The sequence below is a fragment of the Vibrio sp. sp1 genome, assembly GCF_016920955.1.
In the GTDB taxonomy this organism is placed as follows: domain Bacteria; phylum Pseudomonadota; class Gammaproteobacteria; order Enterobacterales; family Vibrionaceae; genus Vibrio; species Vibrio alginolyticus.
The window spans coordinates 170,700-183,349 of record NZ_CP060589.1 but is presented as its reverse complement, the minus strand read 5'-3'; the positions used below and the strand labels follow the sequence as shown (position 1 = coordinate 183,349).

Sequence of the window (12,650 nt, the reverse complement as noted above, 5' to 3'; positions counted from 1 at the left end):
TGTACGTTTAAGCCGATGCACTTGCGTCGGCTTTGTTCGATTTTATAGTGTCTTTGCTAAGGCGAAGGGACGTAAGGTATCAAAATGCAACAAAACGAACTAAAAACGCCATACTTCATGATCAATGAAGACAAGCTGATTGAGAATCTAGAGAAAGCAAAACAGCTAAAAGACATCTCTGGTGTGAAGCTTGTATTAGCACTGAAGTGCTTCTCAACATGGGGTGTATTCGACATCATCAAGCCTTACCTAGACGGAACAACAAGTTCTGGCCCGTTTGAAGTGAAGCTTGGCTACGAAACGTTCGGTGGTGAGACACACGCATACAGTGTGGGTTACAGCGAAGATGACGTTCGCGATGTGGCGGACATCTGTGACAAGATGATCTTTAACTCTCAGTCACAGCTAGCGGCTTATCGTCATATTGTCGAAGGTAAAGCATCGATTGGCTTGCGCCTAAACCCAGGTGTGAGCTATGCAGGGCAAGACTTAGCAAACCCAGCGCGTCAATTCTCTCGTCTTGGGGTTCAGGCTGATCACATCAAACCGGAAATTTTTGATGGTATTGATGGCGTAATGTTCCACATGAACTGTGAGAACAAAGACGTAGATGCGTTTATCGGCTTACTCGATGCTATTTCAGCTCAGTTTGGCGAGTACCTAGATAAGCTGGACTGGGTAAGCATGGGTGGCGGCGTGTTCTTCACATGGCCGGGGTACGATATCGAGAAGTTGGGGTTAGCACTTAAAGCGTTCTCAGAGAAACACGGCGTACAAATGTATTTAGAGCCGGGTGAAGCGATAATTACTAAGACCACTGATCTCGTTGTAACAGTGGTTGATATTGTAGAGAACGTAAAGAAGACGGCGATTGTCGATTCGGCCACAGAAGCTCACCGCTTAGATACGTTGATCTACAATGAGCCAGCGTCAATCCTTGAAGCATCTGAAAATGGTGAACATGAGTATGTGATCGGCTCGTGCTCTTGTTTGGCTGGTGACCAGTTCTGCGTGGCGAACTTCGAACAGCCTCTAGAGATAGGACAGCGTCTGCATATTCTAGATAGTGCCGGTTACACCATGGTGAAACTAAACTGGTTTAACGGTCTACGTATGCCGTCGGTCTACTGTGAACGCTCGAATGGTGACATTCAAAAACTGAATGAATTTGACTACTCTGATTTCAAACGTTCACTGTCTCAGTGGTCAGTGAAATAAAACGTATTGAGTATTAGAACGACAAAGAGCAGCTGAATTGCTGCTCTTTTTATTGGGGAAGCGTTAAAGGTATGCAGTTAGCTTTCTACAATTACACGAGTGTCTTCACTCAGAGATTCTAACTCATTGGCTATGTCTTCAATTTCTAGCTCGCTAGGTAGTTTTATCGCCATTTTAGCGCTGAATAAGCTAGAGCTTACCCCTCCGCCTCCAGCAATGAATACACGCTGACAATCCATATCTAAAATTGAGATACCTTGATTATCGAGAACGTGAGTAATTTCATTCACAATACCCGCTCTATCGTTGGCATCTAAACGAAGTTGGAAGATAGTGTCTTCACGATATGAATGAGGTTCAGAGTCGACGAACCTAACAACAAGAGTCTGACAAGAAGAGAACGCCTGTTTAACGATGTCGGCATTATCTCTTGGAAGCTCTACTTTGATGACACCTGCAACTTGGTCTTCGATAAAGTTTACTTTGCTGATCAGCCATTTCCCGCCGTTTTCGTGTGTGATTGCAGCGAGCTCTTTAATCGTGGCGGGTGACGCTTGTCCGACAAAATTAACAATAAATACGGTGTTCATAATGTCCCCTCCTGGAATCAAGGTTTGGACGCAGTACGAATAAACGTGCTACTTAAGTTATTGGAATAAATCCTTTTATTTAGTGTAGGTGCTAAGGGCAGGTAATGTTTGATGAAAGTCAATTTTTAACACTAATTCGTGATGCAAATAATTAAAACAATGTTCAGAGCACAAAAAAACAGCCATCGTAAGGCTGCTTTTTACCGAGTATCAACTTAGGATTAGAAGGTTACTTTTAACTCGATACCATAAAATTGACTGTCGTAGTTTGCGCCTGCGTCCATGGCGAATTTTGCAACATCTTGGTTTCCAAACCAAGGTGATGAATTGAATTGTAGTTCTGCACTACCGCCCCATGCATCAGTTACCCAATAATGAATATGTCCAACAGGGTTTAAGAAGACGAGCGAAACATCACCTGCGGTTTCAGAACCCATAACTTCGCCGCCGTTTGCAATAATGTCTTGCTCAGCCGTTAACATCATTTCACCAACAACAGCACCAAAGAATGGTGTGATAAAAATATCCTGCCAAGATGGTACTTCTGCGAACGCCTCCACGCCATACTCCCAAAAGAACGTCGACATAGTTGCGGAGTACAAAAACGACTGAAATTCATTATAGCCAGCGTGACGTGCTGCCGTGTAGTAAACGCCGCCAAAATATGGGTGCATGATGTAGTTGAGGACATGTTCATCGCGATCCCAAACGGGGCCGTCAGAGACATTATCTTTCCACTTTTGCCCCAACTTACTCATGTCTCGGTCTTCTTCGTCCCATTTGGTGATACTTTCTGGAAGAAAAGTCATCATGCCTACGGTCGCGATACTGAGACCTAGAATGGTGTAGGTTTGACCCATCAGATAATCCCAGTCTTTATCTTGAGGGATGATGAGATGTTTAGGCTGAAGCCCTGCGTCAAGGTTTAGCGAATCATCATTATTCTGTTCATACATAACACCGCGATTTTGAGCCTCGAAGGTGTACAGAGTCGTCGTTTCGCAGTAACCTGACAAGCAATCAGGTGTGTAAGAAAACTCTGTATGACGGTTTAGGTCATAGCGACTTGCGTGCGCAAGCGCTGACGAAGCCAAGCAAAGGCCTGTTAGAGTCGTCTTGAACATGGATGATTTTGACACAAAGGTCTCCGAGTTAATGGTGTATGTTCGGGCTCGTAATTATCCCTCAAAACATCAATCATTTAAACACTTGACCCTTATTTAGTCCCAACAAACCTCGGCGAGATTTGTCCAAATAAAAAGAAAAATAAGCGCTATAACGAAAATAGGATTGTGCTTACGTTCAGGAGTCAGTTGTGAAAATAGCAATGCTTAGTACTGGTGAGGAAGTCCTCCACGGTGATATTGTTGATACTAATGCGGCATGGTTGTCTAGCCTGTTTTATCAACATGGATTTGGCTTAACAAAGCGCTCAACGGTTGGCGATAGCCTATCGAGTTTGGTTGAAGAGTTTTTAATGCTCAGCTTTAACAACGATGTGGTTATTGTTAATGGTGGTTTAGGCCCTACAACGGATGACATGAGTGCCGCCGCCGCCGCGAGAGCCGCCGATTGTAAACTGGTGCTATTCAAAGAGTGGTTGCAGCATCTAGAAAGTTTGTATGCTCGACGTGGCATCCCTATGCCGGACAGTAATTTAAAGCAAGCAATGCTGCCAGAAACGGCAGAGATATTGGACAACCCGATAGGCACTGCTTGCGGTTTCAAAATGCTGATTAATGATGCCATTTTTTATTTCACACCGGGTGTACCAAGTGAATTTAAGCTCATGGCAGAGACGCAAATTCTTCCCGATCTGAGAAGAGTGTTTCCCGATGTGCAAGGTTCATGTTGTAGCCGAATCTACACGTTTGGTCTGTCTGAATCCGGTATTTCAGATAAGCTAGATCAGCTAAAACTTCCTCAAGGCTATGAGCTAGGGTATCGCTCTTACTTGCCTTTTATTGAAGTGAAACTTTTTGGTCCTTCAGATCAGCTTGAACAGCGTTTGAAACTCGTACAGATAATTAATAAACACCTTGAGAGTAATACCGTTAGTATTGACTTACCTATGGTTGAAAATGTCGGCCAGTTGTTGGTCGATAAAGGACTAACAGTGTCGACCTCCGAAAAAAGTAGCGGAGGATACTTAACGTACTGGCTAAACGGTGATGAAAACGCTGAAAAGCAACTAGGGCATGGTTGGATACTACCGAGCCTGACTCAAGCGATGGCCAACAGCGGAGATCCATTAGCAGAAACGTTTGCTCTGGCTGGTGCTACGCGAGAGAAGTGTGGGACGGATTTATCACTCGTTACTGGCCATATTGAAGAGGGTGTTTTTTCCGTCGCTTTATCGACACCGTCAGGCGAGTGGGGAGCGTTATATAAACTCTCGAAAAAGTATCAGCGCAGTGATCAAGTTAAAGTGATCAGCACGGCAGCACTAGACTTGTTGCGTCGCTACCTAGAACGTAAACCGATGTTTGCGCATTATGCATTTTTAGAGAAAGTTAAAGAGATGCACCTCCCGAGCAGTGCTTTATAACCAAAGCTCTATACAGTAGTCTGAGAGACAAAACACAGAGACAAAAAAGCCAAGGTGATTGCCTTGGCTTTTGCATTTTATACCGTCGAGTCAACGTTATGCGCGCTGCTTTTCTTTCATCGCGTAGTTAACGCCGCTAAGTGACAAATCTGATTTTGCTTTACAGATACAAGGTAATATTTCATCACTTTGTGTGTAAGCCATGGCAAAACCAACATACTCCACTTCACCAGACTCCAATTTGCAGCGACAGGCGCCGCAGTGCCCATCACGGCAGTTGTATTCTGGTAATAGGCCAGCTTGCTCCATTGTTTCCAAAATCGTATTGGAAGGGTTGGATTCAATGCTGATCAGTTTGTTGATTTTGAGTGTTGCCATTACAGCTCGAATCCTTCGAAGTCATCTGCGCGAACTTCATTGTCAATTTGACCCACAAGGTAAGAAGAGATTTCTGCTTCTTGAGGCGCAACTTGAACGTTATCTGAAGACAACCAAGCGTTAATCCATGGAATTGGGTTGGTTGTTGCTTCTGGATACGCTGCTGGTAGACCTACCGCTTGCATACGAATATTTGTGATGTATTCAACGTATTGGCTTAGGATGTCTTTGTTTAGACCGATCATAGAGCCATCTTTGAATAGATACTCTGCCCACTCTTTTTCTTGCTCAGCCGCTTCTTTGAATAGGTCAAAACAGTCCTGTTTTGCCTCTTCTGCGATTTGCATGAAAGTGAAGTCATCTTGACCGTTACGTAGCAGGTTGATCATGTGCTGCGTGCCGTTTAAGTGAAGTGCTTCGTCACGAGCGATCAGCTTGATGATTTTCGCGTTACCTTCCATTAGTTCGCGTTCTGCGAAAGCGAAAGAACATGCGAAACTTACGTAAAAACGAATGGCTTCTAATGCGTTAACAGACATCAGACAGATGTACAGCTTCTTCTTAAGATCGTACAGACTAACCTTAACCGTTTCACCGTTAAGGACATGCTCACCTTCACCGTAGCGATGGTAATCATTCGTCGCTTGAATCAAATCGTCGTAGTAGTGCGCGATGTCTTTTGCACGCTTCAGAATGTGCTCGTTCTCAACGATATCATCAAACACTACAGCAGGGTCGTTCACGATGTTACGAATAATGTGTGTGTAAGAACGAGAGTGAATCGTTTCAGAGAAAGACCAAGTCTCAATCCAAGTCTCTAGTTCTGGCAGAGACACAAGCGGCAGCAGTGCCACGTTAGGGCTGCGGCCTTGGATAGAGTCAAGAAGCGTTTGGTACTTCAAGTTAGAGATGAAGATGTGCTTCTCGTGATCTGGCAGTTTGTTGTAATCGATACGGTCACTAGATACGTCTACTTCTTCTGGACGCCAGAAGAAAGAAAGTTGTTTCTCGATAAGTTTTTCGAAAATCTCAAACTTTTGTTGGTCGTAACGTGCAACGTTTACTGATTGACCTAGGAACATTGGTTCCTTCAATTGGTCATTCTTTTTTTGGTTAAAAGTACTGTAAGCCATAATGCCTCAATTCCTTTTAAACCTCCCCGTAAGGGGGAGGTTATCGATAGTCTGTCTTTACGGGTTCGCTAGGTACGGGAAGATTAAATCTTACAACCGCCGCCAGCACAATCGTCATCTTGTGGTTGAACAGCGTCTTTCTGTTCATCTTTCGCGCCATCACGAGTGTTGTGGTAGTAAAGCGTTTTCACACCAAACTTATACGCTGTTAGCAGGTCTTGAAGTAGTTTCTTCATTGGAACCTTGCCAGTCTCGTAACGTGACGGGTCGTAGTTAGTATTAGCAGAGATAGCTTGGTCAACAAACTTCTGCATAATACCCACAAGGTGTAGATAACCGTCGTTCGAACCGATATTCCAAAGCAGTTCATAGCTGTCTTTAAGTTCTGTGAACTCTGGTACAACTTGCTTCAGGATACCGTCTTTCGAAGCTTTTACTGAAACGTAACCACGTGGTGGCTCAATACCGTTAGTTGCGTTTGAAATCTGAGAAGAAGTCTCAGAAGGCATTAGCGCAGTCAGTGTTGAGTTACGTAGGCCGTGCTCCATAATTTCTTTACGTAGGCTGTCCCAGTCGTAGTGCAGCGCTTCGTCACAAATTAGGTCGATATCTTTCTTATACGTATCAATCGGCAGTAAGCCTTTCGCGTAGTTCGTCTCGTCGAATGAAGGGCACTTACCTTGTTCTTTCGCCAGTGCTACAGATGCTTTCAATAGGTAGTACTGCATTGCTTCGAACGTACGGTGAGTTAGGCCGTTCGCGCTACCGTCAGAGTATTTCACGCCATTCTTCGCTAAGTAGTAAGCAAAGTTAATCACACCAACACCTAGCGTACGACGGTTCATAGTCGATTTGTATGCCGCTGGTAGAGGGTAATCTTGGTAATCAAGCAGTGCATCTAACGCACGAACAACAAGATCGGATAGCTCTTCGAAATCATCTAGAGACTTGATAGCACCTAAGTTGAATGCAGAAAGCGTACACAGTGCGATCTCGCCTGAGTCATCTTCAACGTTAGTTAATGGTTTCGTTGGTAGTGCGATTTCTAAACATAGGTTCGACTGACGAACTGGAGCAACTTCAGAATCAAATGGGCTGTGAGTATTACAGTGGTCCACGTTCTGGATGTAGATACGACCCGTTGATGCACGCTCTTGCATTAGCAGAGTGAACATTTCAATCGCTTTAACCGTTTCTTTCTTGATTGAAGGATCGTTCTCGTACTTCACGTATAGACGCTCAAACTCTTCTTGGTTTTCGAAGAATGCGTCGTACAGACCAGGTACATCAGATGGTGAGAATAGCGTAATATTGCCGCCTTCAACTAAACGTTGGTACATCAGTTTGTTTAACTGAACACCGTAGTCCATGTGACGAACACGGTTTTCTTCAACACCACGGTTGTTCTTAAGTACCATTAGTGAGCGTGCTTCACCGTGCCACATTGGGTAGAACACAGTAGCTGCGCCACCACGTACACCACCTTGTGAACAACATTTTACTGCTGTTTGGAAGTACTTGTAGAACGGAATACAACCAGTGTGGAATGCTTCACCACCGCGAATCTCTGAGCCTAATGCACGGATACGACCTGCGTTGATACCAATACCAGCGCGCTGAGATACATAACGAACAATTGAGCTTGCTGTTGCGTTAATAGAATCAAGACTGTCTCCACACTCGATCAGAACACATGAGCTGAACTGGCGAGTAGGGGTACGCACGCCAGACATAATTGGCGTAGGTAGAGAAATCTTAAATGTCGATGTCGCATCGTAGAAACGTTTGATGTAATCAAGACGTGTCGCTTTTGGATATTTCGCAAATAAGCACGCTGCTACAAGGATGTATAAGAACTGAGCACTTTCGTAAATTTGGCCCGTAACACGGTTCTGTACGAAGTACTTACCCTCTAGCTGCTTAACTGCCGCGTATGAGAAGTTTAGGTCGCGTTTATGGTCGAGGTACGCATCAAGTTCGTCGAGTTCTGCTTTTGTGTAGTCTTCTAGAATATGTTGATCGTACTTACCCATATCGACGAGGCGAGACACGTGATCATAAAGCGTTGGTGGCTCGTATTGGCCATACGCTTTTTTACGCAGATGGAATACCGCTAGGCGAGCAGCTAGGTATTGGTAATCCGGAGTCTCTTCAGAGATCAGGTCTGCCGCAGACTTGATGATTGTCTCGTGAATATCTGTCGTTGTGATGCCGTCGTAAAACTGGATGTGAGCGCGAAGTTCTACTTGAGAAACCGAAACATTATCTAGACCTTCTGCAGCCCAAGTGATAACGCGGTGGATTTTATCCAGATCGATACTTTCTTTACGGCCATCACGCTTGGTGACGGTAAGTTGTTGGTTCATTCTGCTTTATTTCCCTAAGAAAACTGATAAAAGCCGTATTTTTGTTTGTTTATGTGCAATATGAGTAAAGCTTGCGGCGGCTTTGTGATCAAAGTCTATCTATATATTGTCGCTTAAACACAACATATAGGGGTTCATTTGTTTGCGGGTTACAAGATAGTGCTATTACACTGATTTATCAAGGTACAGTTCGGGGATGACTTGTGGATAACTGACAAAATGAAAAAAATCAGTAAGTGAACACTAACCGATGAGAAAAGGGCAGACTTGAATGGTTAAAAGTACGGTTTCGAGATCGGTTTAGAAATAACCGCATGCAAAAATATTTTCCTTGATCTTTGGCCGTTTTTATCTACGAAAAATGGCTTGGTCAAAATGGAATCTAGAGCACGAATTTTAGCCATAAAAAGACAAAAAAAGCGGCAACTTTGTGCTACCGCTTCCGATTCATTTTCTTTAAAAAATGTCAATCACAAAACTCGTTTTTTTAACTTAATAGCGTTCAGTATTTTTTAGTATGAACGATGTAGTTTACATCTACATTACGACCGAGTTTGTAGCTGTCATTTAGAGGGTTGTAATGAAGCCCAGTAATGCCCATTTCCGTCAGGTCAGTTTGGTCTATCATCTTCATCATTTCGGCTGGCTTGATAAACTTATCGTGCTCATGAGTGCCTTCAGGAACAATCTTAAGAAGCTTCTCAGCACCGACAATAGCAAATAAGTACGACTTAATGTTTCGGTTCAAAGTTGAGAAAAACACGTGACCACCGGGTTTGACTAGCGCAGCACAAGAGCGGATAACGGAGAGAGGATCTGGAACGTGTTCAAGCATCTCCATACAAGTCACGACATCGTAAGTTCCTGCGTTTTCTATAGCGTGGTCTTCTATTGTGCTCTGAATGTAGGTCAGTTGAGTACCTGTTTCTAATGCATGTAGTCGCGCGACTTCTAATGGTTCTTTACCCATATCAAGTCCAGTCACAATAGCGCCTTCTTTTGCCATGCTTTCAGCAAGAATGCCACCACCACAGCCGACATCAAGTGCGCGCTTGCCAAACAAGCCATTTGCTTTTTCAAGTACATAGTTCAAACGAAGTGGGTTAATTTGATGAAGTGGCTTAAACTCGCCTTCTAAATCCCACCATCGAGAAGCCATGTCCTCGAATTTCTTAATTTCACTTGGGTCGACGTTTTGTGCTTTAGTCATAATTGGTTTTATTGCATTCAATCTGAGTCCTTTAGAGGGCGCCAGTATACTCCAACGTTTTATACCCAAACAACCTCGATGTGCTTAGTTAAGGGACAATGACAGAGTTCACTGGCGCGGCAATAGCGACAGGTTCCTGTATTTTTGAAAGCGCTCGCTATTGTTTTTGGTTCATCCTTGAACTGGTGCCAGTGACAATAACTCTAAAACCTGCATTTTCGCGTTGTGTAGTTAAAGGAATTTACCTCGCTTTTCCGCGTAAAGAGTCCGATTTTGCTCAATGTTGACCGAAATATAACCACTAATCAGAAAGATATGGGATTAGTGTGCAAATTCTCGACATTTGATTCATAACCAAGCTCACAACCTGATAAAAGGAGAGGGAAAGTGATGCCGAAGTGATGAATTGTGTGTTATATTTTTGCACCTTACACGTATCGTAATTACGATCAGATAATAGAGGGATAATGGCTCTATGAGCGATTTAGCTAAAGAGATCACGCCCGTAAACATTGAAGATGAGCTTAGAGGTTCATACCTAGACTACGCGATGTCAGTCATCGTGGGTCGTGCTCTTCCAGATGTGCGTGATGGCCTAAAACCAGTACACCGCCGCGTTTTATTCGCGATGAACGTACTAGGCAACGATTGGAACAAACCATATAAAAAATCAGCCCGTGTTGTCGGCGACGTAATCGGTAAATATCACCCACATGGTGATAGTGCTGTGTACGACACAATCGTACGTATGGCTCAGCCGTTCTCGCTTCGTTACATGCTGGTCGATGGTCAAGGTAACTTTGGCTCGATCGATGGCGACTCTGCTGCGGCAATGCGTTACACCGAAGTTCGAATGGCAAAAATTGCCCATGAACTATTGGCTGACCTAGACAAAGAAACCGTAGACTACGTACCAAACTACGACGGTACTGAGCAGATCCCAGCGGTTCTTCCAACTAAAATTCCAAACCTATTGGTTAACGGTGCTTCTGGTATCGCAGTAGGTATGGCAACCAACATCCCGCCTCATAACCTTGGCGAAGTGATTGATGGCTGTCTTGCATACATCAATAATGAAGAAATCACTATTGATGAACTAATGGATTACATTCCTGGTCCTGATTTCCCAACGGCGGCGCTTATCAGCGGTCGTAAAGGCATTGTAGACGCGTACAAAACAGGTCGTGGCAAAATCTACATGCGTTCGAAAGCGGACATCGAAGTGGAGAAGAATGGTAAAGAGACCATTATCGTCACTGAAATTCCTTACCAGGTGAACAAAGCTCGCTTGATCGAAAAGATCGCTGAGCTAGTTAAAGATAAGAAAGTAGAAGGTATCAGTGCACTGCGCGACGAGTCAGATAAAGACGGTATGCGCATTGTTATTGAGTGTAAGCGCGATGCTGTGGGCGAAGTAGTTCTAAACAATCTTTACGCTCAGACTCAGCTGCAAACCACTTTCGGTATCAATATGGTGGCTCTAAACAATGGCCAGCCACAGCTATTCAACCTAAAAGATATGTTGAAGTGCTTCGTTGATCACCGTCGTGAAGTTGTGACACGTCGTACTATCTTCGAACTGCGTAAAGCGCGTGAACGTGCTCATATCCTTGAAGGTTTAGCTCTAGCGCTTGCTAACATTGATGAAATCATTGAGCTTATCCGTAAGGCACCTACACCGGCTGAAGCAAAAGCGGGTCTTATCGCTCGTGGTTGGGATTTAGGCAACGTTTCAGCAATGCTAGAGCGTGCTGGTACAGATGCTGCGCGCCCTGAATGGCTAGAGCCTGAATATGGTATTCGTGATGGTCAGTACTTCCTGACTGAGCAACAAGCACAAGCTATCCTAGATCTACGTTTACATAAACTAACAGGTCTAGAACACGAGAAGATTCTTGGCGAATACAAAACACTTCTAGAAGAAATCGCTGAACTCATGCATATCCTTGCGAGCACTGAGCGTTTGATGGAAGTGATCCGTGAAGAACTTGAAGCGGTTCGTGACGGCTTTGGTGACGCTCGTCGTACAGAAATCACAGCTGCGAGCCATGATATTGACATGGAAGAGCTGATCGCACGTGAAGACGTTGTGGTTACTCTATCTCACGGTGGTTACGTTAAGTACCAAGTACTGAGCGACTACGAGTCACAGCGCCGTGGTGGTAAAGGTAAGAGTGCGACTAAGATGAAAGATGAAGACCATATCGAGCGTCTTCTAGTGGCGAATACCCACGATAACATCTTGTGTTTCTCTACTCGTGGTAAGACATACCGCCTGAAAGTTTACCAATTGCCTCTAGCGAGCCGTACTGCGCGTGGTAAGCCAATTGTGAACATCCTTCCATTAGAAGAAGGTGAGCGCATTACCGCGATTCTACGTGTTGATGAATTCTCTGAAGACAAATTCATCTTCATGGCAACAGGTGACGGTACGGTTAAGAAAACGCCGTTGAACCAGTTTGCAAACGTACGTTCAAACGGCCTAATCGCTGTGAACCTACGTGAAGACGATTCGTTAATCGGTGTGGATATCACTAACGGCGAAAACGAAATCATGCTGTTCTCTAAAGCGGGTAAAGTGGTTCGCTTTAAAGAAGCAGAAGAGATTCCAGTACTTGATGAAAATGGTAAACCAGTTCTTGATGAGAATGGTCAGCCAGAGATCAAGTTTAAAGGTGTTCGTCCTATGGGTCGTACCGCCTCTGGTGTTCGTGGTATGAAACTGGCTGAAAATGACCAAGTTGTATCACTTATTGTTCCTTCGCACGAAGGCGATATCCTAACGGTTACAGAAAACGGTTATGGTAAACGTACAGCACTTAGCGAGTACCCGACAAAAGGTCGTGGCACTCAAGGTGTAGTTTCTATCAAAGTTTCTGAGCGAAATGGCCCGGTAGTTGGTGCTATCCAGGTTGTTGAAGGTGATGAAATGATGATGATCACCGACGCTGGCACGTTAGTACGCACTCGTGTGGGTGAAGTTAGCCAAGTTGGTCGTAACACACAAGGTGTAACGCTTATCCGTACTGCGGAAGATGAATCAGTTGTTGGTTTGCAACGTATTGAAGAAGTTGATGATGAAGAGCTGCCTGCTGATGAAGATGCAGAAGCGTTAGAGTCAACAGATGAAAATACGCAGCAAGACGCTCCAGCTGCTGATGATGCAGAGGAAGGTAACGAAGAGTAATCTTACATCGTTATCCTGAT

General features: G+C 44.3%; 9 protein-coding genes. 3 read left to right on the top strand and 6 right to left on the bottom strand.

Annotation, left to right across the window (positions count from 1 at the left end):
* Positions 1–84: 84 nt before the first annotated feature.
* Complete coding sequence (gene nspC / locus H9L11_RS00910; RefSeq protein WP_005386789.1) at positions 85–1,218, top strand: carboxynorspermidine decarboxylase; 1,134 nt, start codon at positions 85–87, stop codon at positions 1,216–1,218.
* Positions 1,219–1,295: 77 nt separating this feature from the next.
* Here nspC and H9L11_RS00905 read toward each other — a convergent pair whose 3' ends face one another.
* Complete coding sequence (locus tag H9L11_RS00905) at positions 1,296–1,808, bottom strand: ACT domain-containing protein (RefSeq protein WP_047103274.1); 513 nt, start codon at positions 1,806–1,808, stop codon at positions 1,296–1,298.
* A 221-nt stretch (positions 1,809–2,029) separates the two neighbouring features.
* Positions 2,030–2,932, bottom strand: coding sequence for a DUF3943 domain-containing protein (locus H9L11_RS00900; RefSeq protein ID WP_205391087.1), 903 nt, complete (start codon positions 2,930–2,932; stop codon positions 2,030–2,032).
* A 191-nt stretch (positions 2,933–3,123) separates the two neighbouring features.
* Between H9L11_RS00900 and H9L11_RS00895 the strand changes: the two genes are divergently transcribed.
* On the top strand, positions 3,124–4,356 hold the full coding sequence (locus H9L11_RS00895; protein ID WP_005376816.1) for a CinA family nicotinamide mononucleotide deamidase-related protein: 1,233 nt from the start codon (positions 3,124–3,126) through the stop codon (positions 4,354–4,356).
* Positions 4,357–4,452: 96 nt separating this feature from the next.
* On the opposite strand, the gene yfaE is transcribed toward H9L11_RS00895, so the two are convergent.
* From yfaE to ubiG, 4 genes are all read right to left on the bottom strand, one after another.
* On the bottom strand, positions 4,453–4,734 hold the full coding sequence (gene yfaE / locus H9L11_RS00890; protein ID WP_005376817.1) for a class I ribonucleotide reductase maintenance protein YfaE: 282 nt from the start codon (positions 4,732–4,734) through the stop codon (positions 4,453–4,455).
* The gene (nrdB, locus tag H9L11_RS00885) at positions 4,734–5,867 is read right to left on the bottom strand and encodes a class Ia ribonucleoside-diphosphate reductase subunit beta (RefSeq protein WP_005376818.1); all 1,134 of its coding nucleotides are present in this window, start codon (positions 5,865–5,867) and stop codon (positions 4,734–4,736) included. Before nrdB ends, yfaE begins: the two co-directional genes overlap by 1 nt.
* A gap of 83 nt (positions 5,868–5,950) precedes the next feature.
* A complete protein-coding gene (nrdA, locus tag H9L11_RS00880) occupies positions 5,951–8,233 on the bottom strand; it encodes a class 1a ribonucleoside-diphosphate reductase subunit alpha (protein ID WP_005376819.1) in 2,283 nt (760 codons plus the stop codon).
* 502 nt (positions 8,234–8,735) lie between these two features.
* Entirely contained in the window at positions 8,736–9,443 is a 708-nt protein-coding gene (gene ubiG / locus H9L11_RS00875; RefSeq protein ID WP_005376820.1) for a bifunctional 2-polyprenyl-6-hydroxyphenol methylase/3-demethylubiquinol 3-O-methyltransferase UbiG, read from the bottom strand.
* A gap of 475 nt (positions 9,444–9,918) precedes the next feature.
* Between ubiG and gyrA the strand changes: the two genes are divergently transcribed.
* Complete coding sequence (gene gyrA, locus H9L11_RS00870) at positions 9,919–12,630, top strand: DNA topoisomerase (ATP-hydrolyzing) subunit A (protein WP_017636128.1); 2,712 nt, start codon at positions 9,919–9,921, stop codon at positions 12,628–12,630.
* Positions 12,631–12,650 lie beyond the last annotated feature (20 nt).